The organism is Flavobacterium gyeonganense (genome assembly GCF_029625295.1).
Classification (GTDB): domain Bacteria; phylum Bacteroidota; class Bacteroidia; order Flavobacteriales; family Flavobacteriaceae; genus Flavobacterium; species Flavobacterium gyeonganense.
The window spans coordinates 2,793,913-2,818,888 of the sequence record NZ_CP121112.1 but is presented as its reverse complement, the minus strand read 5'-3'; the positions used below and the strand labels follow the sequence as shown (position 1 = coordinate 2,818,888).

The 24,976-nt window shown below is 34.8% G+C and carries 19 protein-coding genes; 5 read left to right on the top strand and 14 right to left on the bottom strand.

The window, feature by feature from the left end; translation table 11 throughout:
• Positions 1-5 precede the first annotated feature (5 nt).
• The 9 genes from ruvB to P5P89_RS12270 all read right to left on the bottom strand — a co-directional run bounded on the left by ruvB (position 6) and on the right by P5P89_RS12270 (position 12,657).
• Complete coding sequence (gene ruvB, locus P5P89_RS12310) at positions 6-1,028, bottom strand: Holliday junction branch migration DNA helicase RuvB (RefSeq protein ID WP_223679602.1); 1,023 nt, start codon at positions 1,026-1,028, stop codon at positions 6-8.
• Positions 1,029-1,136: 108 nt separating this feature from the next.
• Positions 1,137-2,939 (bottom strand): cytochrome c oxidase subunit I, encoded by a 1,803-nt coding sequence (locus P5P89_RS12305; RefSeq protein WP_223679593.1) that lies wholly within the window; start codon positions 2,937-2,939, stop codon positions 1,137-1,139.
• A 30-nt stretch (positions 2,940-2,969) separates the two neighbouring features.
• Positions 2,970-4,160 carry a cytochrome c oxidase subunit II gene (locus P5P89_RS12300; protein WP_278008592.1) on the bottom strand — a complete coding sequence of 397 codons (1,191 nt, stop codon included), beginning with the start codon at positions 4,158-4,160 and terminating at the stop codon, positions 2,970-2,972.
• Between the two features lie 19 nt (positions 4,161-4,179).
• On the bottom strand, positions 4,180-5,703 hold the full coding sequence (locus tag P5P89_RS12295; protein ID WP_278008591.1) for a cation-translocating P-type ATPase: 1,524 nt from the start codon (positions 5,701-5,703) through the stop codon (positions 4,180-4,182).
• Positions 5,704-5,730: 27 nt separating this feature from the next.
• Positions 5,731-6,276 (bottom strand): c-type cytochrome, encoded by a 546-nt coding sequence (locus tag P5P89_RS12290; protein ID WP_278008590.1) that lies wholly within the window; start codon positions 6,274-6,276, stop codon positions 5,731-5,733.
• Between the two features lie 8 nt (positions 6,277-6,284).
• The gene (locus P5P89_RS12285; protein WP_278008589.1) at positions 6,285-6,809 is read right to left on the bottom strand and encodes a DUF3341 domain-containing protein; all 525 of its coding nucleotides are present in this window, start codon (positions 6,807-6,809) and stop codon (positions 6,285-6,287) included.
• Complete coding sequence (nrfD, locus tag P5P89_RS12280) at positions 6,802-8,205, bottom strand: NrfD/PsrC family molybdoenzyme membrane anchor subunit (protein WP_025572652.1); 1,404 nt, start codon at positions 8,203-8,205, stop codon at positions 6,802-6,804. Before nrfD ends, P5P89_RS12285 begins: the two co-directional genes overlap by 8 nt.
• A 34-nt stretch (positions 8,206-8,239) precedes the next feature.
• On the bottom strand, positions 8,240-11,290 hold the full coding sequence (locus P5P89_RS12275; protein WP_278008588.1) for a TAT-variant-translocated molybdopterin oxidoreductase: 3,051 nt from the start codon (positions 11,288-11,290) through the stop codon (positions 8,240-8,242).
• A gap of 32 nt (positions 11,291-11,322) precedes the next feature.
• The gene (locus P5P89_RS12270; RefSeq protein WP_278008587.1) at positions 11,323-12,657 is read right to left on the bottom strand and encodes a c-type cytochrome; all 1,335 of its coding nucleotides are present in this window, start codon (positions 12,655-12,657) and stop codon (positions 11,323-11,325) included.
• Between the two features lie 219 nt (positions 12,658-12,876).
• Between P5P89_RS12270 and P5P89_RS12265 the strand changes: the two genes are divergently transcribed.
• On the top strand, positions 12,877-13,266 hold the full coding sequence (locus tag P5P89_RS12265) for an SPOR domain-containing protein (RefSeq protein WP_278008586.1): 390 nt from the start codon (positions 12,877-12,879) through the stop codon (positions 13,264-13,266).
• A 213-nt stretch (positions 13,267-13,479) separates the two neighbouring features.
• Here the strand turns inward: P5P89_RS12265 and infB are convergent, their stop codons facing one another.
• From infB to P5P89_RS12245, 4 genes are all read right to left on the bottom strand, one after another.
• Positions 13,480-16,332: a translation initiation factor IF-2 gene (gene infB, locus P5P89_RS12260; RefSeq protein ID WP_278008585.1), complete on the bottom strand. Its 2,853-nt coding sequence runs from the start codon at positions 16,330-16,332 to the stop codon at positions 13,480-13,482.
• A gap of 50 nt (positions 16,333-16,382) precedes the next feature.
• Positions 16,383-17,636, bottom strand: coding sequence for a transcription termination factor NusA (gene nusA, locus P5P89_RS12255; protein ID WP_269234661.1), 1,254 nt, complete (start codon positions 17,634-17,636; stop codon positions 16,383-16,385).
• A gap of 14 nt (positions 17,637-17,650) precedes the next feature.
• Positions 17,651-18,115 (bottom strand): ribosome assembly cofactor RimP, encoded by a 465-nt coding sequence (gene rimP / locus P5P89_RS12250; RefSeq protein ID WP_278008584.1) that lies wholly within the window; start codon positions 18,113-18,115, stop codon positions 17,651-17,653.
• Positions 18,116-18,499: 384 nt separating this feature from the next.
• On the bottom strand, positions 18,500-19,528 hold the full coding sequence (locus P5P89_RS12245; RefSeq protein ID WP_278008583.1) for a LacI family DNA-binding transcriptional regulator: 1,029 nt from the start codon (positions 19,526-19,528) through the stop codon (positions 18,500-18,502).
• Positions 19,529-19,849: 321 nt separating this feature from the next.
• On the opposite strand from P5P89_RS12245, the gene rplM reads away from it, so the two are divergent.
• The 4 genes from rplM (at position 19,850) to tsf (ending at position 22,740) form a co-directional block, all read left to right on the top strand.
• Complete coding sequence (gene rplM, locus P5P89_RS12240; protein WP_095927953.1) at positions 19,850-20,305, top strand: 50S ribosomal protein L13; 456 nt, start codon at positions 19,850-19,852, stop codon at positions 20,303-20,305.
• Positions 20,305-20,691 (top strand): 30S ribosomal protein S9, encoded by a 387-nt coding sequence (gene rpsI / locus P5P89_RS12235; protein WP_025572268.1) that lies wholly within the window; start codon positions 20,305-20,307, stop codon positions 20,689-20,691. Before rplM ends, rpsI begins: the two co-directional genes overlap by 1 nt.
• A 176-nt stretch (positions 20,692-20,867) precedes the next feature.
• A complete protein-coding gene (gene rpsB, locus P5P89_RS12230; RefSeq protein ID WP_278008582.1) occupies positions 20,868-21,635 on the top strand; it encodes a 30S ribosomal protein S2 in 768 nt (255 codons plus the stop codon).
• A gap of 142 nt (positions 21,636-21,777) precedes the next feature.
• On the top strand, positions 21,778-22,740 hold the full coding sequence (gene tsf, locus P5P89_RS12225; RefSeq protein ID WP_278008581.1) for a translation elongation factor Ts: 963 nt from the start codon (positions 21,778-21,780) through the stop codon (positions 22,738-22,740).
• A gap of 98 nt (positions 22,741-22,838) precedes the next feature.
• Here tsf and P5P89_RS12220 read toward each other — a convergent pair whose 3' ends face one another.
• Positions 22,839-24,932: a M3 family metallopeptidase gene (locus tag P5P89_RS12220; protein WP_278008580.1), complete on the bottom strand. Its 2,094-nt coding sequence runs from the start codon at positions 24,930-24,932 to the stop codon at positions 22,839-22,841.
• Between the last annotated feature and the right edge of the window lie 44 nt (positions 24,933-24,976).

Here is a 24,976-nt window from a genome sequence, read left to right as displayed (position 1 = left end):
ATAAATTAAAATAATCCTCCTTGAATATTCGTGTTTATTTTTCCTAAGTGTTTATAGGCTTTATCTGTAACTTCACGACCACGGGGAGTACGCATAATGAAACCTTCCTGAATCAAAAATGGCTCGTAAACTTCTTCAATCGTCTCACTGCTTTCAGAGACTGCTGTTGCCAGAGTAGAAAGACCAACAGGGCCTCCTTTAAATTTATTGATAATCGTTAATAAAATTTTATTATCCATTTCATCAAGCCCATGCGCATCAACATTTAGTGCTTTAAGAGCATATCTTGATATCTCTAAGTCAATAATACCATTCCCTTTTATCTGCGCAAAATCACGTACACGGCGCAATAATGCATTTGCAATACGAGGTGTACCACGGCTGCGGCCTGCAATTTCTATTGCTGCTTCAAGATCGATAGGCATTTTCAAAATAGAAGCACTTCTTTCTACAATTGTAGTTAAAAGTTCGGTCGTATAATATTGCAGACGGGACGATATTCCAAAACGGGCACGCATAGGTGCAGTCAATAATCCTGAACGCGTAGTAGCCCCAATTAAGGTAAAAGGATTTAAATTAATTTGAACTGTTCTGGCATTAGGCCCGGATTCAATCATGATATCAATCTTAAAGTCCTCCATAGCAGAATATAAATATTCTTCAACAATAGGACTTAAACGATGAATTTCATCAATGAATAATACATCTCTTTCATCTAGATTTGTCAACAAACCTGCTAAATCACCCGGCTTATCCAAAACAGGACCAGAAGTAATTTTGATTCCAACTTCAAGTTCGTTTGCTAAAATATTAGCTAAAGTAGTTTTTCCTAGTCCGGGAGGTCCATGAAAAAGTGCATGATCAAGTGCTTCTCCGCGCTGGTTAGCAGCTGCGACAAAAACCTTTAAATTTTCTAAAACCTGGTCTTGTCCGGCAAAATCATCAAATGACAGCGGACGCAATCTTTTTTCAAGATCTAACTCTTCTGGGTTGTATCCTTTTGTGGTAGGATCTAGATTCTCATTCATTTTACAAAGATAGACAAAGTAATCAGTTTGTAAAACAGTAAAAGTTCAGAGATAAAATTTTCACAAAAACAAAAAGACCATCATTTCTGATGGTCTTTTGAAATATTTTTAGTGGTGTAAAACTTCTTCACCTTCTTTCATTGGTACATTTTGAGGAACAAAATCTACATCATGATTTGGGTTACTGTAATCATACGGCCAACGATATACATGAGGAATTTCACCTGGCCAGTTACCGTGAATATGTTCAACCGGAGTTGTCCACTCTAATGTTGTAGATTTCCATGGATTCTGAACCGCTTTCTTACCGTAGAAAATACTACTAAAGAAATTGTATAAGAATACTAATTGGAACGCACCTCCTACAAGAGCAAATGTTGTAATCAAAACATTCACATTTTGTAAATCATCAAATAATGGGAAGTTTGTGTTTGTATAATAACGTCTTGGAAGACCAGCCAATCCAATAAAGTGCATTGGGAAGAAAACTCCATAAGCACAAACTGCAGTTACCCAGAAGTGGATATAACCTAAGTTTTTGTTTAACATTCTTCCATACATTTTAGGGAACCAGTGGTAAATACCAGCAAACATACCGTAAAGTGCAGAGATACCCATTACTAAGTGAAAATGAGCAATTACAAAATAAGTATCATGAACGTTAATATCTAAAGTACTATCCCCTAAAATGATTCCGGTTAAACCTCCTGTGATGAAAGTAGAAACCATTCCAATAGAGAATAACATTGCAGGATTGAATTGTAAATTACCTTTCCATAAAGTTGTTATCCAGTTAAATGCTTTTACAGCAGATGGAATTGCAATCAATAATGTTGTAAATGTAAATACAGATCCTAAGAAAGGATTCATACCTGAAAGGAACATATGGTGACCCCAAACAATAGTTGACAAGAATGCGATTGCAAGCACAGACATAATCATCGCTCTGTATCCAAAGATTGGTTTACGTGAATTCGTAGCCATAATTTCAGATACAAGACCCATTGCTGGTAAGATTACAATATAAACCTCAGGGTGACCTAAGAACCAGAATAAGTGTTCAAACAATACTGGAGAACCTCCTTGATAATGTAAAACTTCACCAGCGATATAGATATCAGATAAAAAGAATGAAGTACCAAAACTTCTATCAAAAATCAATAATAAAGCCGCAGATAATAAAACAGGGAATGAGATAACACCAATAATAGCTGTTACGAAAAATGTCCAGATAGTAAGAGGAAGTCTGGTCATAGACATTCCTTTTGTTCTTAAGTTAATTACAGTTACAATATAATTTAAAGATCCCATCAATGAAGATGCAATAAATATCGCCATTGAAACTAACCATAAGGTCATACCCGTACCTGATCCCGGAATTGCTTGTGGCAAAGCACTTAATGGCGGATAAATTGTCCAACCTGCAGAAGCTGGTCCAGCTTCAACAAATAAAGAACACAACATTACTACAGCAGATAAGAAAAATAGCCAGTATGAAATCATATTCATAAATCCTGAAGCCATATCTCTTGCACCAATTTGAAGTGGAATAAGTAAATTACTGAAAGTTCCACTCAAACCCGCCGTCAATACGAAGAATACCATAATGGTACCATGAATTGTGACTAAGGCCAAATAAATATCATTAGCCATTACACCATCAGGTGCGAATTTATCTCCTAATAAAACATTAAATATTTTAAAAGACTCTTCAGGCCAAGCTAATTGCATTCTGAAAAGTAAAGACATTACAATACCAATGATGCCCATAATAATACCTGTAATCAAGTATTGTTTAGCAATCATTTTGTGATCAATACTAAAAATATATTTAGTAATGAATGTGTCTTTATGATGATGTTCGTGCTCGTGATCGTGTCCGTGATCGTGACCGTGCGCTTCTGCTGACATATAATTGTACTTTAAATTTTCTTAATAATATTATTTAACCGCAACTTTTGCTACAGCTGCTTTAACAGTATCAATAACTGCCTTTACAGTATCTTTTACCTTTGTAGTCGTATCTGTAGTAGGTTCAGCTCCTTCAGCTGGTTTTTCAGCCGCGGCTGCAGCTTTAATATCCTGAGCTAAAGTTGTTTTTTCACTTAACCATTTTTTATAATCTTCAGGAGAATCCACAACAACTTTCATTTGCATATTGTAGTGGGAAGCTCCACAAATTTTATTACATAACAATAAGTAATCAAATGTATATGGGTCTAAAGCTGTACCTCCTTTTGCAATTAATTCAGCACTTTTTTCATTTCTAAGTTTATTGATATGAGCTACTTTCTCAATCATAAAAGGCAGCTCTCTATATTCAGCAGTAGTATAAGTTGGAATAAAAGCAAATTCAGTAACCATACCCGGAACACAGTTCATTTGGGCTCTAAAGTGAGGAAAATAAGCAGAGTGTAAAACATCCTGAGAACGCATTTTAAAATGAACTTTTTTCCCTTTTGGAATATGTAATTCAGTTACTACAATATCATCCTGAGCATTAGGATCAGACATATCAACACCCAAAGTATTGATACCTTCAATTAAACGAACATTTGCCTTACCTAAAACATTATCCTGCCCTGCATATCTGGCAGTCCATTTAAATTGCTGAGCATATAATTCAATTTCTACTACATCTTCGTCTTTGTCAACAAACATGATGTTATTCCATGCATACAATCCGTAAAGTATTAAGATTGCTAAAACAACAGAAGGAATTATACTCCAAATTGCTTCCAATTTATTACTATCAGCAAAAAACAAAGCTTTTTTATCTTTATTGCCTTTATATTTAAAAGAAAACCAATATAATAAACCCTGAGTAATAACCTGAACAGTAAAAATTAATACCCAAGTAATATTCATTAAATTATCTACCAAAAGACCATGCTCAGAAGCAGGTGTATGAAGTGCCAAATTACCCCATTTTACTAGACCGTAAATTGTGAAGATATAAATGAAAGCCAAAAAGCCAAACATGATATATCCCTGAACATTGTTATCATTATCAGACGCTACCTGAGAATCGTCCGAAGAAGCCCCAACCTGAGTAAGATCGAAAATCTTGGTCAATTGCCATAATGCAACTGCTAATAAAACTAAAACTATAATTACCAACAAACTTGTCATCTGTTTACTTCTTTAAATATTAATAATGAAAATGTTTACTTTCTTCTATGAAAGGATTTCTTTTTGCTAACAGAGGAGATTTACTCAAAGCAGTAAACACTACGAAAATAAATAAACCTAAGAAGAAAAGAATAGATGCAATTTCAGAAACTCCAATAAACCATCTGTCACCAACGGTTCCAGGCATAATCATATTAAAGAAGTCAACATAATGTCCTAACAAGATGACAATTCCAGCCATTACAATAACCCAGTTAAGACGTTTGAAATCTGTATTGATTAATATCAATAATGGGAAAACAAAATTCATAACTACAGCACCAAAGAAAGGCAGGTTATATAATTGAATTCTTGTTACGAAATAAGTTACCTCTTCAGGAATATTTGCGTACCAAATCAACATAAATTGAGAGAACCATAAATACGTCCAGAATACACTAATACCAAACATAAATTTAGCTAAATCATGAATATGGCTTGTATTTACATACTCTAAATATCCTTTAGATTTTAAATAGACTGTAACTAATGCAATAGTAGTAATACCGCTTACAAAGAAAGAAGCAAATACATACCATCCAAATAATGTACTAAACCAATGAGGATCAAAAGACATTATCCAGTCCCAAGACATAATAGACTCAGAAACTATAAAGAATACTAAGAAACCAGCAGATAACTTAAAATTCTTTTTGTAATATAAATCATCATTAGCTTCATCCTGAGCAAGACAGTTTTTTCTAGAATAAATACGATATAAGTTCCAGCCTAACAAAAAGATAAATGCTCTGATGATCCAAAAAGGAAAATTTAAATAACCAGATTTTCCAGCAATAATAGCGTCATAATTTGGGCTTTTAGGATCAGTAACACCTTCACCTAACCAAACAAATATATGATTAAAGTGAAATCCACATAAAACCAAAATAATAAAGAAAATAACAGAACCAGCCGGTAAATAAGCTGTGATACCCTGCATAACTCTAAATAAAACAGGAGACCAACCAGCCTGAGCTACTTGTTGAATAGCATAAAATGCTAAAACTCCCATAGTAAGCAATAAGAAGAAAATACAAGCAACATACAAAGCTGACCAAGGTTTGTTTTGTAATTGGTGTAAAACATGTTCAGCATGCGCTTTATGATCTTGTTCATGAGAAACTTCTTCGTGCTTTTCTGCTTTTACTTCATGATTAGCAACCGCAGTTTCGTGAACTACTTCAGTTTTTGCTTCGTGAACTGTATCTGCATTTGCAACAATAGAATCTTTATTTACAGCAACCTGTGCATGTGTTTCTTCAGCCTCTACATGGTGAGCAACTTCTTGTGTTTTTTCTTCATGAGTAGCTTCAGTTTTTTCTTCATGATGTGCTTGAGCGGCTTCATGATGTCCACCACCGTGCTCTGCTGCTTCTTTTTTAAGAAGAGTTTCTACCTCTTCAATATTTTTAGGAGCGTTTAAAAAACCATATCCAATCCCTAATATACCAACGGCCATTAGAATGATAGAAAAAGTTTTTAATTTACTTGAAAATGTGTACATATCTATTACGATCAGTTTGTTCAACAATTATAATTGGCTTTTTAGTTTTAGAACATAGTCAGCAACTAACCAACGTTCATGGGCACTTAATTGATTTGCATGTGAACCCATTGCATTTAAACCATAAGTTTCTACGTGAAAAATACTACCCTCAGTAATTTCCCTGTCTTTATAGCTAGGTACCCCAAGAAATTTTTCCCTTTCAACCAATTTACCTTTTCCATTTCCAGTTGCACCATGGCAGCTGATACAATAAATCTCGAAAAGCTGTTTTCCTTTTTCAGAGCTTTTTTCTTCCTCAGTCAAAGGTGATCTTAAATTGGCTTTAGCCAATTCATACCCCGCCGTTGAATTTTCGTACTCATAAGGTTCAAAACCTCTGTTAATAGTTCCTTCTACAGGAAGCTGTCCTTCTTTTCCACCCTTAAATACTTTTGACTCTCCATAAGTTTCATATGCTACAGACTCATACATATTTGGGAAATACTGATAGTTTGGTGCCGAATTATTGTGGCAAGATGAAACTAAAATAGTTATACCAACTAAAAGTGTTATTTTATATATCCTTTTCATAGCTACAATTAATTCTTTTCAATTACTTTAACTTCAACAGCTCCTGTACCTTCAAAGAAAGAAACTAATTCAGCTTCATTATCGTTTACAGCCACTTCCATTAAGAAATGGTCATCTGTTGTTCTTACATCAGGATTCTCTGCTTGTTTAAATGGCCATAATCTACTTCTCATGTAAAAAGTAATAACCATTAAGTGAGCTGCAAAAAATACAGTCATTTCAAACATAATTGGCACAAAAGATGGCATATTTTGTATGAAACTAAAACTTGGTTTACCACCTATATCTTGTGGCCAGTCATGAATCATGATATAACTCATCATTGTTGTAGCAACAGAAATTCCAACACATCCATAAAGGAACGCACAAATTGCTAATCTTGTTGGTGCTAACCCCATAGCTTTATCCAATCCATGAACTGGAAATGGAGTAAAAACCTCTTCAATATGATGGTGCGCAGCTCTTGTTTTCTTTACTGCTTCCATCAAAATATCATCGTCATTATAAATGGCGTATATTACTTTATTACTCATGATGTGAATCTTTACTATTTGCTCTTTCTCTAATGTAATTATCTCCTGTTCCTTTCAAAATTGTTTTTACCTCTGCCTGAGCAATTACAGGGAATGTTCTTGAGTATAATAAAAACAATACAAAGAAGAAACCAATTGTTCCAATGAAAATTCCAATATCAACAAATGTTGGTGAGAACATTGTCCAGGAAGATGGAAGGTAATCTCTATGTAAAGAAGTAACAATAATTACAAATCTTTCAAACCACATTCCGATGTTTACAACAATCGAAATAACAAATGAAAACATAATACTTGTTCTTAGTTTTTTGAACCACATAAACTGAGGAGAAAAAACATTACAAGTCATCATTGCCCAATATGCCCACCAGTAAGGTCCGGTTGCTCTGTTTAAGAATGCATATTGCTCATATTCTACACCTGAATACCAAGCTACAAATAACTCAGTGATATAAGCTACACCTACAATAGAACCAGTGATCATGATAATAATGTTCATTAATTCAATATGCTGCAATGTAATGTACGCTTCAAGATTAGAAACTTTTCTCATAACAATCAACAATGTATTTACCATTGCAAATCCAGAGAAAACTGCTCCAGCAACGAAGTACGGAGGGAAAATTGTTGTATGCCATCCCGGAATTACAGAAGTAGCAAAGTCCATAGATACAATCGTGTGTACAGAAAGCACAAGAGGAGTAGCTAAACCAGCTAATACTAAAGATACTTCTTCAAAACGCTGCCAGTCTTTTGCTCTACCGCTCCATCCAAAACTTAAGATAGAATAAACTCTTTTGTTAAATGGAGTAATAGCTCTATCACGAAGCATTGCAAAGTCAGGCAACAAGCCAGTCCACCAGAAAACTAATGATACTGAAAGATACGTTGAAATTGCAAATACATCCCAAAGTAATGGTGAGTTAAAGTTAACCCATAGTGATCCAAATTGATTTGGAATAGGTAATACCCAGTATGCTAACCAAGGACGTCCCATGTGAATAATTGGGAATAGACCCGCTTGTACTACAGAGAAAATAGTCATAGCTTCAGCAGAACGGTTGATGGCCATTCTCCAACGTTGACGGAAAAGTAATAATACCGCAGAAATTAATGTTCCAGCGTGACCAATACCAACCCACCAAACGAAGTTAGTAATATCCCAAGCCCAGCCAACTGTTTTATTTAATCCCCATGTTCCGATACCGGTAGATACGGTGTAAATTATACAACCTAACCCCCAAAGGAAGGCTATTAATGCGATTGAAAATACAATCCACCATTGCTTGTTTGCAGGCCCCTCAACAGGTGCAGCTACATCTACAGTTACATCGTGATAAGATTTATCACCAATAACTAAAGGTTTTCTAATGGGTGCTTCGTAGTGAGACGACATAATCCTTTATATTGTTTCTTAATTAATAATTTTACTAAGTATTTCTAACTTTAACATGGTAAACCACATTAGGCTTTGTACCTACATGCTCTAATAAGTGGTATGATCTTTCGTCAGCAGCTAATTTAGCAACTTTACTTTCTTTATCATTTACATCACCAAATATCATCGCTCCTGAAGAACAAGCACTAGAACAAGCTGTTTGGAATTCACCATCTCTAACTGGACGGCCTTCGTTTTTAGCTTTTAATTTAGTAGCTTGTGTCATTTGGATACACATAGAACATTTCTCCATAACACCACGAGAACGTACGTTAACGTCAGGATTTAATACCATACGGCCTAAATCATCGTTCATATGATAATCGAACTCGCTGTTTTTGTTGTATAAGAACCAGTTAAAACGACGTACTTTATATGGACAGTTGTTAGCACAGTAACGAGTACCAACACATCTGTTGTAAGCCATATGGTTTTGACCTTCACGACCGTGAGAAGTTGCAGCAACTGGACAAACTGTTTCACAAGGTGCGTGGTTACAGTGTTGACACATTACAGGCTGGAATGCAACTTGAGGATTATCTCCTGCTTTTTCCATTTCATTAAATGTAGATAATGAACTAGATAAACCAGCAATTCCTTCTTTTCTTTCGTTATCACCTTCAAAAGTGCTTTCAGAAGAATAATATCTATCGATACGTAACCAGTGCATATCACGGCTTCTTCTTACCTCTGCTTTACCTACAACTGGAACGTTGTTTTCTGCGTGACAAGCGATAACACAAGCTCCACATCCAGTACAAGCATTTAAGTCAATTGAAAGGTTGAAGTGGTGCCCTGTTGTACGATCGAATGATTCCCAAAGATCTACAGTAGTAGCCTCAACTTCTTGGTGATCTAAAGATACCATTGGTTTTTCATTCCAATGTTCAGCATCTTTAGTATTAAATATTTCTAAAGTAGTTTCTTTAATAATATCTCCTCTACCCATTAAAGTTTTCTGACCTTGAACACAAGCGAACTCATGAACACCACCAGCTTTAGCAATAGATACTGATTGAACATTATTGAAACCTTTATATAAAGCGTAAGCATTTAAACCTACTTGCATTTCTTCTTTTAGAGCTGCTTTACGTCCGTATCCAAGAGCTAGACCTAAAGTACCAACTGCTTGACCTGGTTGAACGATAACTGGAACATTTTCCAATTTAACGCCATCAACAGTAATAGTAGCATAACTACCATTTAAACCTCCGTTTGCAACAATTTCGTTTGATAAGCCAAGTTTTTTAGCATCTGCATTAGATACTGTAACATAGTTATCCCAAGAAACTCTCGTAATTGGATCTGGGAACTCTTGTAACCATGGGTTATTAGCGTGTTGTCCATCTCCTAATCCTGTTTTAGTGTATAATACTAATTCAAAATCACCAGCAGATTTAGATCTTGCAACAGCATTTGCAGCAGTAGCAGCATCAATAGCACCTCCAGTCAAAGCTGAAGCTCCAAGAACAGCTACACCATCATGCAATACTTTATTCCAAGAAGCTCCTGCAGTGTAAGCTCCAGAATTTGTTTTTAAGTAGTCATAAAAAGTACCAGCTGTACCATTAACTGACAATAAAACATCTTGAAATTGTTTTGTATTAAAGATTGGGCGAATTGTTGGCTGCGTTAAGCTATATGTTCCGCTTGTTAGCTCAAGATCACCCCAAGATTCTAAGTAGTGAGGAGCTGGTGCAGCAATTGAAACAATTGATGCAGTTTCATCTTCTTTTAATGAAAAAGCAACAGACGTTTTAACTTTTTTCAATCCAGATACAAAAGAAGCTGAATCAGCTAAAGTGTAAACAGGATTAACTCCACTCATAATTAAAGTATGAACACTTCCAGCATTCAAATCTTTAATCAACTGTGCAACTGCAACATTAGAACCTTTTCTAATTTGTCTAGCTCCAGCAGTATTAAAAGCTTCACTAGCCAATACTTGATTGATAGCTAAAACTAATAATTGAGCATTTTTATCTTCAATTCCAGATACTAAAACTCCTTTTGACCCAGCAGCTTTAAGCTGTTGTGCAGCTTTTACTACTTCAGTTTTAAAGTTTTCTTCTAAAGCCACAGGAATAGAAGCACCTACAACAATATTATAAATTTGAACTAAAGCTTGCTTTTGAGCAGCTACAGTCATTGGAACACGCTTATCAGCAGCAGCTCCAGATAATGTCATGTTTGATTCAAACTGAAAGTGACGAGACATTTTTCCGTTTTGAGGAATACGTCCTTGTGCATATCCAGCATCATATCCTCCACCTTGCCAGTCTCCTAAAAAATCAGCACCAACAGAAACGATTAAAGAAGCTTTTGAAAAATCATAATCAACTAAAGCTCTTTGACCATAAACAGATTCAAAAGCATCTAAAGCCTCAGATGAAGAAACTGCATCATACACAACGTGCTTAGCGGTTGGATTTTTTGCAATAAACTCAGCAATTAATTTTTCTGTAGATGGACTAGCTAAAGTATTCGTTAATAATACTACTTGACCACCTTTTGCTTTTGCATCTGCCAAACTTGATTTAATTTTTAAATCAACAGCTGACCAGGTAGAATCTTTACCATCTACTTTAGGCTCCTTTAAACGCGTACTATCATATAATCCTAAAATAGAAGCATGAATTCTTGCGTTAGCTGCAAATTTAGCACCAGCAATTGTATTGTTTTCAATTTTAATTGGACGACCCTCACGAGTTTTAACCAAAAGATTAGCAAAATCAAAACCATCAAAAACGGTAGTCGCATAATAATCTGCAACACCAGGAATGATTTGTTCCGGTTGTAATACATAAGGGATAGACTTGTGAACAGGACCTTCGCAGGCAGCTAATGTAACAGCTGCAGTACTAAACCCTACGTACTTTAAAAAGTCACGACGTGAAGTTCCAGATGTAGATAAAGCATCAGCGTTACCCAAAAACTCATCAGTAGGAATCTCTTCAACAAACTCGTTATTTCTAAGCGCCTCAACAATAGAGCTATTTTCTAGCTCCTCAACACTTTTCCAGTATTTTTTGTTTGATGACATTGTATATATATATTAAAATCTTAATAAATCGATTAATAGTGGCATTTACCACACTCTAAACCTCCCATTTGCGCTGCAGTTAATTTCTCTACACCGTATTTTTTAGAAAGCTCAGCATGAATTTTGTCATAATAAGCATTACCCTCCATCTTAACATCTGTTTTTCTATGGCAATCAACACACCATCCCATTGTTAATTTAGAATATTGCTTCATGATTTCAAATTCCTGTACTGGTCCGTGACAAGTTTGACATTCAATACCTGCAACAGAAACGTGTTGAGAGTGATTGAAGTAAACAAAGTCAGGCAAGTTATGGATACGAACCCATTTAACAGGCTGTTTTTTTCCGGTATAAGCCTGTTTAGTTTTATCCCAACCAACAGCATCATATAATTTTTGAATCTGAGCATCGTAGAATGCTTTGCTGTACTCAGCAGTAGCCGTTGTTTCAGCAACCTCAGAAATATTTTTATGGCAGTTCATACAAACATTTAACGAAGGAATACCAGCATTTTTACTTACACGAGCAGCAGAGTGACAATATTTACAATTAATCTCGTTATCGCCAGCGTGAATTTTATGAGAGTAATGAATTGGCTGAATTGGCTCATAATTCTGATCTACACCTACCTGCATTAAGTAACCATAAACAAAATAACCACTAGCCAAAAGCAAGAAAATTGCAGTTACTAAAACCAGGAATTGGTTTCTAGCGAAAGCTTTCCAGATTGGAAGCCTTGCTTCTTTAGGAGCAACCTCAATACCATTTTTATTTGCAACTTTAGTTAAAACCTTGTTCACCATAAACAACATCACAACTAAAATAGCCATCACAAGAGCAAGAGCTCCTAAAATAATGTTATTTGAAATCCCATTATCAGCCTGAACATTTCCAGTTGGCAATTGTCCATTAGGTCCCGGAGCAGGTTCCGCTTTAGGCTCAGAAGTATATGCGATAATATTATCAATATCTCCTTCAGACAATTGAGGAAAAGAAGTCATTACCGACTTATTATTCTCTTCAAAAAGTTTAACTGCAACAGGATCACCTGACTTAATCATGTCAGAACTGTTATGCACCCACTTGTAAATCCAAGCCATATCATGCTTAGCAGCAACCCCACGTAAAGCAGGACCAGTTGATTTAGCATCTAATTTGTGACATGCAGCGCAATTTGCATTAAAAAGTTCTTTCCCTTTTACCGGATCACCTCCAGATGCCGCAGCCGGAGCAGCAGCAGCTTCAGTCGCCGCAGGAGCTGCAGCAGGATCTTGAGCAAATGAAGTTAGGGAGAAAATCAGCGATAGCGACAAGCTAAGCATCAATTTTCTTGAGATCGAATTATGGTTACCCACCTTTTTCATATAGTATAAAATTATCTACTAATTTTTTGGTATGATTTTTTCTGTAATTAATCAGTTAAATCTAATACCGCTTTTTTAAAACCTGCACAAAAATACAATTTAAGTACTATTCTCAAAACCTTAAAATAGTCTTAAATATCAATTTATATCAATTCTAAATAATACAAACATTCCACATATAAACTTTAAACATTATTTTTGCACAAAAACCATCACATTATGAGAATTTTAACTCCATCAAAAAAGATTTTATTAGTATTTCCCATGCTTACTTTAACACTCAATATTAATGCTCAGGACCAAAACATTACTTTGAATCAAGATCCTAAATTTGAGCAATTACTAAATGATAAGCGTAAAATTAACACGTCAATTAGTACCAATGACACTTACAAAATTCAAATTTTCAGTGGTAAAAGTGACGAAGCAAAAAAGACTTTGTCTAATTTCAAAAGGGAATTTAACAACATTGACGGAACTATTATTTTTAATACTCCAAACTATAAAGTAGTGGTTGGAAATTTTAAAACAAGAATTGAAGCAGAACGAAATTTGGAAGAAATTAGAAAGAAATACAAAAGCGTATTCCTTATTAAACCAAGCAAATAAATTTTAGGCAAACTCAATATAAAAATACTTGTTTATTTGTTTTTAGCTTTAAAAATCAAATTCTACAACATTAAAAAAGACTCTTGTTTTGATGAATTTTAAGTAGTTTTACGCATTAAATATTAAAAATAGCCAAGTGTTAACATATTAAATTTTACAGTCATTTTAAAAGCAAAAAGTCCCGATTAAATCGGGACTTTTTGCTTTTAAATATTATTTCAATTTCTTTTTAATTGCAACCTCGTGATATGCTTCAATAACATCTCTTTCTTCGATATCATTAAAGCCTTTAATCTGAATACCGCAATCATATCCTTTTGTCACTTCTTTAACATCATCTTTAAAACGCTTCAATGCTACAAGTTCTCCTGTATGCACCACAACACCTTCTCTGATAACCCTAATCTTAGACGATCTTAAAATTTTGCCGTCAGTTACCATACAACCAGCAATAGAACCTACTTTAGAAATTTTGAAAATCTCACGAATTTCTGCTGTACCAAGAATCTCTTCTTTCATCTCAGGAGCTAACATTCCTTCCATAGCATCTTTCAAGTCATCGATAGCGGCATATATAATAGAATAATAACGGATATCTATTTCTTCTTTATCTGCAAGCTGTCTTGCATTTCCAGCAGGTCGAACATTAAATCCGATAATAATAGCATCCGAAGCAGAAGCTAAGTTAACATCAGTTTCCGTAATTGCCCCAACCCCTTTGTGTATAATATTAATCTGGACTTCTTCTGTGGAAAGTTTAGAGAATGAATCAGATAATGCCTCAACAGATCCATCAACGTCACCTTTAAGGATAACATTTAATTCTTTAAACTGACCAAGAGCAATACGACGTCCAATTTCATCAAGCGTAATATGCCTTTGTGTACGCACTGATTGCTCTCTCATTAACTGAGAACGTTTAGATGCAATTTGTTTTGCTTCTTTTTCGTCTTCAAACACATTGAATTTATCTCCAGCCGTAGCAGCTCCATCAAGACCTAAAACAGATACCGGAGTCGAAGGCCCAGCTTCTTTTACATTATGTCCACGCTCATCATGCATGGCTTTAATTTTACCATGATGTTTACCTGCCAACATGTAATCTCCAATTTTAAGAGTTCCCTGCTGCACTAATATTGTAGAAACATATCCTTTTCCTTTATCCAGAAAAGCCTCCACAACAGTTCCTTGAGCAGCCTTATTTGGATTAGCTTTTAAATCAAGGATTTCAGCTTCTAACAATACTTTTTCAAGCAATTCCTTTACTCCTGTTCCTACTTTAGCAGAAATATCATGTGATTGAATTTTTCCACCCCAGTCTTCAACAAGTAAATTCATACCAGCCAAACGTTCTTTGATTTTCTCAACATTTGCGTTTGGTTTATCAATTTTGTTGATAGCGAATATAATTGGAACTCCCGCAGCTTGTGCGTGAGAGATTGCTTCTTTTGTTTGCGGCATGATATCATCATCGGCAGCCACCACAATAATTGCGATATCCGTAACCTGAGCTCCACGTGCACGCATCGCAGTAAACGCCTCGTGACCAGGAGTATCTAAAAATGCAATTTTCTGACCATTATCAAGAGTTACTCCGTAAGCCCCAATGTGCTGCGTAATACCTCCGGACTCCCCAGCGATAACATTTTCTTTACGGATATAATCCAGTAAAGATGTTTTACCGTGGTCAACGTGCCCCATTACAGTAACGATCGGCGCTCTAACCACTAAATCTTCTTCCTTATCTTCAACTACCTCGATCGCTTCTTCGATATCAACTGTGATAAACTCAACTTCATAACCAAACTCGTCAGCTACGATAGTTAAAGTTTCTGCATCTAGACGTTGGTTCATGGTAACCATGATACCAAGCGACATACAAGTTCCGATAACTTTAGTAATTGGCACATCCATCATGATTGCAATTTCACCTACAGTAACAAATTCAGTCACTTTAATAGTCTTACTTCCTTCGTCAAGCGCTCTTTGCTCCTCATCAGATTTCTGACGATGCGTATCTCTTTTATCTCTTCTGTATTTAGCCGCTTTTGATTTTCCGCCTTTACCTTGTAGCTTTTCAAGAGTTTCTCTAATCTGGTTTTTTACTTCCTCCTCAGTAGGCTCAACTTTAGCAACTATAGCCGGACGATTCCCTTTCACGAAACCAGGTCTCGCACTTCTATTAGCATTAAAACCTCCTCCTGTGTTTGGTGTAATTTTATTAGGATTTGGTGTTCCCGGAACATTACCTGTAACTGTTTTTTGCAACCCAGGAGCACCTGGCTTAGGAGCAATTCTTTTACGCTTGTTTTTATTAGCATTATTGTTTGCACCCGGAGTACCTGGTTTATTTGGTGTTATCTTTGGATCCTCTTTCTTTTTCTTAGGTTTATTAAATTGAGATAAATCAATTGTCTGACCTGTAAGAGTCGTTCCCGATAATTTTTGATATTGTGTAGTGATCGTTTCTTCTGCAGTTTCGGGATCAGTTGAAACAACTGGCTCTTTTGCTGTTTTAGAAGTTTCAGCTTTTATTTCTTTTTTCTCAGTAATAATAGGATCTGCTTTGTCTGGAGTTGCCAAAGCATCAGTCTTACCATCTTCTTTTTGAATTGGTTTTTCAACTTCCTTCTGAGCAACAACTTTTGACTCCTCAGCCTTAGCCGGTTCTTCTGAAGGAGTAGCAACAACTGTCTTTTTAGGATTTAAATCAATCTTACCCACTTGAACAGGTCCCGTTACAACAGCCTTTGCTTTTATAATCTCCTGTTGTTTTTGACGTTCTTCGTCTTGCCTGCGTTTGTCTTCGATTTCCTTTTCGCGCTCAACACGCAATGCTTCTTTTTCCTTTCTTTTCTCTTCCCCTACTTCTTTGGAAGCTTCCTTATTCCCCTTATCGCCCGCAAATTGTCTTTGAAGGATATTAAATTCACTGTCAGAAATTTTAGCGTTCGGATTTGCATCAATAGCAATCCCCTTATCCTTTAGATAATCAACAGCTCTTTCTAACGAAATATTTAATTCCCTTAAAACCTTGTTTATTCTTATTACTCTCTCTTCAGACATATAACCTTTTTATTATTACCTTTTTCGTTGTGTTATTAGAGTAGATACAACTAGTTATCAAACTCTTCTTTTAGTATTTTCATAACATCCAGAATTGTTTCCTCTTCTAAGTCGGTTCTTCTTACTAAATCTTCTACTTCCTGACTCAGGATACTTTTTGCTGTATCCAGACCTATTTTAGCAAACTCTTCAATTACCCAGTCTTCAATTTCATCTGAAAACTCTGACAATTCAACATCATCATCATCTGCAATTGCACCCGCTACATCACCTTCCCGAATTACATCTAATTCATAACCTGTTAACTGGCCTGCTAATTTAATATTATGACCTCCTCTACCAATTGCTTTAGAAACCTCTTCTAATTTCAAGAAAACTTCAGCTCTTTTATTTTCCTCATCAATTTTAACTGATGAAACCTTGGCAGGACTTAAGGCTCTTGTAATGAACAATTGGATATTATTTGTATAATTGATTACGTCGATATTTTCATTTCCCAATTCACGAACAATTCCATGAATACGAGACCCTTTCATACCAACACAAGCTCCAACAGGATCGATTCGGTCATCATATGAATCCACAGCTACTTTTGCTTTTTCACCAGGAATACGGACTACATTTTTAACTGTAATTAAACCATCGAATACTTCAGGAATTTCCTGTTCAAATAATTTTTCTAAAAACTTCTCAGAAGTTCTTGACATGATGATTTGAGGTTTATTTCCTTTTAATTCAACGCTTTCAATAATTCCCCTAACATTATCTCCTTTTCGGAAAAAGTCAGATGGAATTTGTTTTTCTTTTGGAAGCACAATTTCATTTCCTTCATCATCTACCAAAATTACAACTCTCGGTCTTACGTGATGTACTTCAGCAGTATAAATATCACCTATAATATCTTTAAATTGTTTATAAAGATTAGTATTATCGTGTTCGTGTATTTTAGAAATCAAGTTCTGGCGAAGCGCTAAGATAGCCCTCCTTCCTAAATCAATCAATTTTACCTCTTCAGAAACCTCTTCACCAATTTCAAAATCCGCTTCAATTTTTCTTGCTTCAGTAAGCGTAATTTCTTCATTTTCAAAGTCAAGATCCTCATCAGCAACAATTACTCTTCTTCTCCATATCTCCATATCTCCTTTATCAGGATTTATAATAATGTCGAAGTTATCATCTGAACCGTATTTTTTCTTCAATGCATTTCTAAACACGTCCTCTAAAATTGCCATAAGCGTTACACGATCAATAAGTTTATTATCTTTAAACTCTGAGAATGAATCGATTAATGCTAAATTTTCCATGCGAATTCTTTAAATTAAAATGTTACTGTAACAATTGCCTCTTTAATTTCTGTATAAGGTATTTGTTGCGTTTTTTGAACTGTTTCCTTTCCTTTTCCTATTTTCTTCGGTTCTCTTGCTTCCCAAGACAAAATTATAAAAACATCATTAGCTTCTACTAATTCTGCTTCAATTTTTTCACTATTTGTAGTAACAATCAATGTTCTACCAATATTTTTCTTGTATTGTCTTGTAAATTTCAGTGGCGAACCAACTCCAACAGATGCTACTTCAAGAGAGAAATCCTGTTCCTCACGATCCAGATTATTCTCAATTGCACGACTAATATCAATACAGTCCTGAAGCGCCACTCCATTATCCCCATCTAAACCCACGCTAATTTTAAAAGAATCAGAAATACTCAAATCAATCAAAAAGATTGAAGGTCTTTCCAAAAGAGCCTCAGTAATTAATGCGTTTACTTTTTCTTTAAATGTCATAATTTTATAAAAAGAGGGGACACTTAGTCCCCTCATTATTTAGATTTTAATAAATAACGGTGCAAATATAGTGTTTTTTTTATAAATCAAATAATTAGATTGCTCTAATAATATTACTTACCTCCAATTTAACACAAAAATTATTCAACTCAATTGCAATGACATTAATTTATAGAGAAAGAAATTATTAATTTATCAAACCACATTAAACTGATATTTTGGAATGCGCACTCATGACAGAACAGCTTTTACCCACTCTTCAATTACAGCATTAACTAAGAATTAACAAACCATACCCAAAATCTTTTATAAAACTTAAGAAGCAGATAAAATAAAAAAGAAAAAAAGAAAATCCACTTTATGACTAAAATGGATTTTCTTTTTTTATTTAGACTTTTTGGTTGATTCTCTTTCTTTTAGTTTCGTTTTAATAACAATCGTTTCATAATCAGAAGTTTCACCTTCTTCTTCCTCCAGCCTTGAAATTAATCGTTTAGCAGCAACCTCACCTATTTCAATTCCGTGCTGACTTACAGTGGTTAAACTTGGAGACAAACGTCTTGATGCTAAAATTCCATCAGCAAAGCCTATAATCGAAATTTCTTCAGGTACCTTAAATCCTTTTTTCAGACTTACCCTTAAAGCTGCAACTGAATCATTTTCATCTAAAGCAAAAATCCCATCAATTTTATGATCAAAAATCGCTTCGATTTTACTTTTCATATCTTCTTCTGAATTGGTACGAAGAATTATCTTTTCGTTTACAGGAATATTATTATCCTTTAATGCTTTCAAATATCCATCAGCCCTTAGCTTTCCAACACTCAAATTATCTACCGAAGAAATCAGGGCGATATTTTTACATCCTAAATTTATTAAATGCTGGGTTGAATTTAAAGCCGAGTCAAAGTCATCAACTACAACTTTATCACATTCAACTCCATCAGCAATCCTGTCAAACATTACAATAGGAGTTCCATCATTTATAATTTCTGTAAAATGAGCATAATCTTCTAATTTTTGAGCCTCCTGCGAAACCGAAAGAATAAAACCATCTATAGTTCCGTTACTCAGCATTTCGAGTGTATGAATTTCTTTTTCTAAAGACTCATTCGAGATACAAGTAATTACATTGTATCCTTTTTTATCGGCTACTTTCTCAATTCCACTAAAAACTTTTGCAAAAAAAGAATTTAATATATTAGGTATAATTACACCAATTGTTTTGGTTTTTCTATTCTTTAAATTAAGACCTATAACATTTGGCTTATAATTTTTGAGTTTTGCATACTCCTTTATCTTCACCTTGGTTTGTTCACTAATTTCAGGACTATCATTTAATGCCTTAGATACAGTAGAAACAGACACACCAAGTTCTTTCGCAATTTGTTTTAGAGTTGCTTTAGCTTTCATCCAATTGAATTTTTATGTAATTGATACAAATATAACAGAATTACCTAAAATAAAACAAAAAAACACATGCCAGTATTTAAACTGGCGGATTCATTTCAAAACAAAACCATATCAGACTATAATTTTATAAAATCCTGTATAAAATATCTTTAGTATTCCTTTCATAATAATGTAAACTAAATTTTCAGGGATTTAATTCCCTAACTGACAGCCTGATTTTCAGTATTTAAAATATTCTTTTAAGGTATTTGGTTTTAAAATAATTAATTGTACTTTTGCATCCCCTTTATTGGGGATGGAATGTTTAATTAAAATAATATTATGGACGCATTAAGCTACAAAACAGTTTCAGCAAGTAAAGCCACTGTAACTAAAGAGTGGATTGTTGTTGACGCTGAAGGTCATAACTTAGGACGTCTTGCTTCTAAGGTTGCTATGATCTTAAGAGGTAAGTACAAGCCAAGTTACACACCTCACGTTGACTGTGGAGATAACGTAATTGTTATCAACTCAGAAAAAATTAACCTTACAGGTACAAAATTGAATGACAAAATTTACATGCGTCATACAGGTTACCCAGGAGGACAAAGAACTTTAACTGCTAAAGTATTGCAAGCTAAAAACCCTGCATTATTAGTAGAAAAAGCTGTAAAAGGTATGTTACCTAAAAACAAATTAGGAGCTGAACTTTTTAGAAATCTAAATGTTGTTGTAGGATCAGAGCACACTCATGGAGCTCAAAAACCTAGAACTGTTAACCTAAATGATCTTAAGTAATGGGAGTTATTCACAAAATCGGTAGAAGAAAAACCGCTGTTGCACGTGTTTACGTTTCTGAAGGAACTGGAAACATCACTGTAAACAAAAAAGAATTCGCAACTTACTTTCCAACTGCAACTTTACAATACAAAGTTTTACAACCGCTTTCTATGACAGAAAACGCTAGTAACTTTGACGTAAAAGTAAACGTTTACGGAGGTGGTACAACTGGTCAAGCAGAAGCTGTAAGAATGGCATTAGCTCGCGTAATGTGTGAAGTTAACGCTGAAAACAGAGGAATTCTTAAACCAGAAGGTTTATTAACAAGAGACCCTAGAATGGTTGAACGTAAGAAATTCGGTCAGAAGAAAGCTCGTAAGAGATTCCAGTTCTCTAAACGTTAATATTACCTGTCTTGTTCAGATGGAACAAGACATTATCAATTATTTATTGAAATTAAAAAACACAGTTATTGTTGCTCTCCTACCGAGGTAGGATATAGTTTAGCATCTAAATGTATGAAGCCAGGGAAACCGCCATTCACACATTGCTAATCAACAGAACGTAAACTAGTACAAAAATGGCAAACAAAATAGAAGTAAAAGAATTACTAGAAGCAGGTGTTCACTTCGGACACATGACTAGAAAATGGGATCCAAACATGGCTCCTTACATTTATATGGAGCGTAATGGTATTCACATTATCAATCTATATAAAACTGCAGCTAAAATTGAAGAGGCTAATGAAGCTTTGAAAAAAATCGCTGCATCAGGTAGAAAAATCTTATTCGTAGCTACCAAAAAACAAGCAAAAGACATCGTTGCTGATAAAGCAAAAGCTGCAAACATGCCTTACATCACTGAAAGATGGCCAGGTGGAATGCTGACTAACTTCGTAACTATCAGAAAGGCAGTTAAAAAAATGTCTTCTATCGATAAAATGAAGAAAGATGGTACTTTCAACACTTTATCTAAAAAAGAGCGTTTACAAGTTGATCGTCTACGTGCTAAATTAGAGAAAAACTTAGGTTCAATTGCTGATATGTCTAGACTACCTGCAGCATTGTTCGTAGTAGATATCAAAGCTGAACACATCGCAATAAAAGAAGCTCAAAAATTAAACATTCCAGTTTTCGCAATGGTTGATACGAATTCTGACCCAAGAGAGGTTGATTACGTGATTCCTGCAAATGATGACGCTTCTAAATCAATTGACAAAATTTTATCTTTAGTAACTACTGCAGTAATCGAAGGTCTTTCTGACAGAGGTGCTGAGAAAGAAGTTGAAGCTGCTGAAGATGCTCCTGCTGTTGAAGCTGAAGCTCCTGCAACTGAAACTGAAGAATAAATCAAATTTTAAATTCCAAATTTTAGATTCCAAATTCCAAAATACAAAATTAAAAACGTTATGTTGATAATTTAATAAAATTGGAGTTTGGGATTTAAAAGATGGAATTTTTTACTTTTAACATTAAAAAATTCAAAATATTATGTCAACAATTACTGCTGCAGACGTAAATAAATTAAGACAATCTACAGGTGCCGGAATGATGGACTGTAAAAAAGCTTTAGTTGAAGCTGAAGGAGATTTCGACAAAGCGATACAAATCCTTAGAGAAAAAGGACAAAAAGTTGCTGCTAACCGTTCTGACCGTGAGTCTTCTGAAGGTGCTGCTGTTTCTTTTATCAATGCTGACAACACTAAAGGAGCTATCATCACTTTAAACTGTGAAACTGACTTCGTAGGTAAAAATGAGGCTTTCGTTACTTTAGCTAAAGATTTAGTTGAAAGAGCTATCAACTTCTCTTCTAAAGAAGAATTTTTAGCTTCTGATTTCAACGGAATTACTGTTGCTGAAAAATTAATCGAGCAAACAGGTGTTATCGGTGAGAAAATCGAAATCGGTGGTTTTGAAATTTTAGAAGGTGCTTTCGTTGGATCTTATGTTCACGTAAACAAAATTGCTGCTTTAACAGCTATTTCTGCTCCAATTGCTAATGCTGAAACTTTAACAAAAGATGTTTCTATGCAAGTTGCTTCTATGGGAGCTGACACATTATCTTACAAAGATTTTGATCCTGCTTTCGTTGAATCTGAACTTGCTGCTCGTATTGCTGTAATCGAAAAAGATAATGAAGAAGCTGCTCGTTTAGGAAAAACTTTAAAAAATGTTCCTAAATACATCTCTTTCTCTCAATTAACTCCTGAAGTTATCAAACAAGCAGAAGAAGATGCTAAAGCTGAATTAAAAGCTGAAGGAAAACCAGAGCAAATCTGGGACAAAATTCTTCCAGGAAAAGTTCAACGTTTTATCTCTGACAACACTACTTTAGATCAGGAGAAAGCTTTATTAGATCAAAACTTCATCAAAGATGACAGTAAAAAAGTTGGTGATTACGTAAAAGGATTCAATGTTGAAATTACAGGTTTCAAAAGAGTTACTTTAGGTTAATATATTATTTTTTCAATACAAAAAGCCCGAATATTTAGTTATTCGGGCTTTTGTCATTTATGAAATATAACGCATCGATTACACGTCTATCTGGTCATTTATTTTTTAGTTCCAGCAACCGGAAAATTTCTGGCACGCATTAAAGCGTCAGACTTTGGAGCTCTTCCTCTAAAATTTTCATACGCCTTCTCCTGATCAATTGTATTTCCAACACTGAAAACAGTATCATATAGACGTTTTGCCACTGCTTTATCATAAGGGCCTTTTCCTTCTGTAAAAGCTTCCCAGGCATCTGCATTGATCACGTCAGCCCATAAATAACTGTAATATCCTGCTGAATAACCATCGCCTGAAAAGATATGTCCAAACTGAGGAATTCGGTGACGCATTACAATTTCTGAAGGCATGTGAAGCGCATCTAAAGTTTCCTTCTCAAATTTCTTTGGATCAATTTTTTCTGTAGCCAAATGTAGTTTCATATCAACCAATGAACTTGAAATAGTTTCCACTGTTGAAAATCCTTCTCCAAAATTTCCTGCTCTTTCAATTCTGTCCACCAAAGATTTAGGCAATGGTTCTCCTGTTTTATAATGCAGTGCAAATTTATTTAGTACTTCTGGAGTTGCTAACCAATGCTCTAACAATTGAGATGGAAATTCAACATAATCACGAGCTACTGAAGTTCCTGCTAAACTTGGATAGGTAACATTTGAACATAATCCATGAAGCGCATGTCCAAACTCATGAAATAAAGTCGAAGCATCATCCCATGAGATTAAGATAGCTTCATTTGGAGCACCTTTTACGAAGTTACAGTTATTAGACACAATTGTCAGAACCTCTCCATCTAATCTCTGCTGGTTACGATAAGCATTCATCCAGGCTCCTGAACGTTTACCTGCACGTGCATAGGGATCAAAATACCATAAACCAACTGCTTTCCCCGTTAATTTATTACTTACTTCCCAAACACGGACATCAGGATGATAAACCGGCACATTGGTAACTTGCTTAAAATTCAAATTAAATAATTCACCGGCCACCCAAAACATTCCTTCTCTCAATTTTTCTAATTGTAAGTATGGTTTGACTTCGTTTTGATCTAAATCATACTTAGCTTTTCTAACTTTTTCAGCATAATAACGATAATCCCATGGCTGGATTTTAAACTTACACCCTTCTTCATCTACGATTTTTTGCATTTCTGCTACATCTTCGTACACTTTTTCAACTGCAGGTTCCCAAACAGAAAGCATTAACTCTAAAGTTTTTTGCGGATCTTTTGCCATTTTGTTTGACAAACTCCAATGTGCAAAAGTTGGATAACCAAGTAATTTCGCTTTTTTAGTTCGTAATTCTAAAATAGAAACTAAAGTAGCATTATTATCATTTGCATTTCCATTATCTCCTCGTTTTACAAAAATATCAAATGCTTTTTCCCTTAAATCCCTGCGCGTCGAAAAAGTCAAAAACGGCTCAATGGAAGAACGTGTATTAGCAATACATCCCATAACATTCAGCTTTCTTTCTTTAGCCTCAGCAATAGCAGCTTTTTTTACCTCCTCGGGCAGACCATTAAAGTCATTTTCTGTTTTTAATTCTACATATTGATTCTGCTCTTCGGCCAATAAATTTTGACTAAAAAGAGTAAAAAGAGACGCTAATTCTTTATTTACAGCGGCTACTTTCTCTTTATCCGCTTCATTTAATTTTGCTCCCTGACGAACAAAATTTGTATAATACAACCAAATCAAACGCTGCTGTTCGCTGGTTAATTTTTTACTTTCCTTAGAATTATATAAGGTTTCAATTCTTGTAAAAAGTTTTTTATTCTGATTGATTTTATCACTAAATTCAGAAAATTTAGGCGACATTTCTCTGTCAATAACATTAAATTCAGGACTACTTAAGTTTGACCTGTAAATTCCATAAACGGCAGAAATTCGATCTATAGTTTTACCAGAACGTTCCAAAGCTGCAATTGTATTATCAAACGTTGGCGCTTTTGGATTATTCGCAATCGCATCAATTTCATTTAGCTTTTCCTGAATTGCAAACTGAATTGCAGGTTTAAAATCTGAAACCTTATATGTATCAAAAGCAGGAACACCTCCATAGGGACCTTCCCACTCCTTCAGCAATGGATTCTCAGTATTAGTTTGTGCGTTTGACGCAAAAAAGGTTGTACTCATGAGAAAAATTGTGATTATTTTTTTCATTACATTAAAGAATTTGT

Excerpts from the sequence above, each read along its gene's own strand:
- P5P89_RS12220 (WP_278008580.1), bottom strand. The coding sequence starts at position 24,932 with ATGAGTACAACCTTTTTTGCGTCAAACGCACAAACTAATACTGAGAAT.
- infB (WP_278008585.1), bottom strand. The coding sequence starts at position 16,332 with ATGTCTGAAGAGAGAGTAATAAGAATAAACAAGGTTTTAAGGGAATTA.
- P5P89_RS12305 (WP_223679593.1), bottom strand. The coding sequence starts at position 2,939 with ATGTCAGCAGAAGCGCACGGTCACGATCACGGACACGATCACGAGCAC.
- P5P89_RS12245 (WP_278008583.1), bottom strand. The coding sequence starts at position 19,528 with ATGAAAGCTAAAGCAACTCTAAAACAAATTGCGAAAGAACTTGGTGTG.
- nusA (WP_269234661.1), bottom strand. The coding sequence starts at position 17,636 with ATGGAAAATTTAGCATTAATCGATTCATTCTCAGAGTTTAAAGATAAT.
- P5P89_RS12265 (WP_278008586.1), top strand. The coding sequence starts at position 12,877 with ATGAGAATTTTAACTCCATCAAAAAAGATTTTATTAGTATTTCCCATG.
- P5P89_RS12295 (WP_278008591.1), bottom strand. The coding sequence starts at position 5,703 with ATGTACACATTTTCAAGTAAATTAAAAACTTTTTCTATCATTCTAATG.
- rpsI (WP_025572268.1), top strand. The coding sequence starts at position 20,305 with ATGGGAGTTATTCACAAAATCGGTAGAAGAAAAACCGCTGTTGCACGT.
- P5P89_RS12290 (WP_278008590.1), bottom strand. The coding sequence starts at position 6,276 with ATGAAAAGGATATATAAAATAACACTTTTAGTTGGTATAACTATTTTA.
- nrfD (WP_025572652.1), bottom strand. The coding sequence starts at position 8,205 with ATGTCGTCTCACTACGAAGCACCCATTAGAAAACCTTTAGTTATTGGT.
- rplM (WP_095927953.1), top strand. The coding sequence starts at position 19,850 with ATGGACGCATTAAGCTACAAAACAGTTTCAGCAAGTAAAGCCACTGTA.
- rpsB (WP_278008582.1), top strand. The coding sequence starts at position 20,868 with ATGGCAAACAAAATAGAAGTAAAAGAATTACTAGAAGCAGGTGTTCAC.
- P5P89_RS12300 (WP_278008592.1), bottom strand. The coding sequence starts at position 4,160 with ATGACAAGTTTGTTGGTAATTATAGTTTTAGTTTTATTAGCAGTTGCA.
- P5P89_RS12270 (WP_278008587.1), bottom strand. The coding sequence starts at position 12,657 with ATGAAAAAGGTGGGTAACCATAATTCGATCTCAAGAAAATTGATGCTT.
- P5P89_RS12285 (WP_278008589.1), bottom strand. The coding sequence starts at position 6,809 with ATGAGTAATAAAGTAATATACGCCATTTATAATGACGATGATATTTTG.
- rimP (WP_278008584.1), bottom strand. The coding sequence starts at position 18,115 with ATGACATTTAAAGAAAAAGTAAACGCATTAATTACTGAGGCTCTTTTG.
- tsf (WP_278008581.1), top strand. The coding sequence starts at position 21,778 with ATGTCAACAATTACTGCTGCAGACGTAAATAAATTAAGACAATCTACA.
- ruvB (WP_223679602.1), bottom strand. The coding sequence starts at position 1,028 with ATGAATGAGAATCTAGATCCTACCACAAAAGGATACAACCCAGAAGAG.
- P5P89_RS12275 (WP_278008588.1), bottom strand. The coding sequence starts at position 11,290 with ATGTCATCAAACAAAAAATACTGGAAAAGTGTTGAGGAGCTAGAAAAT.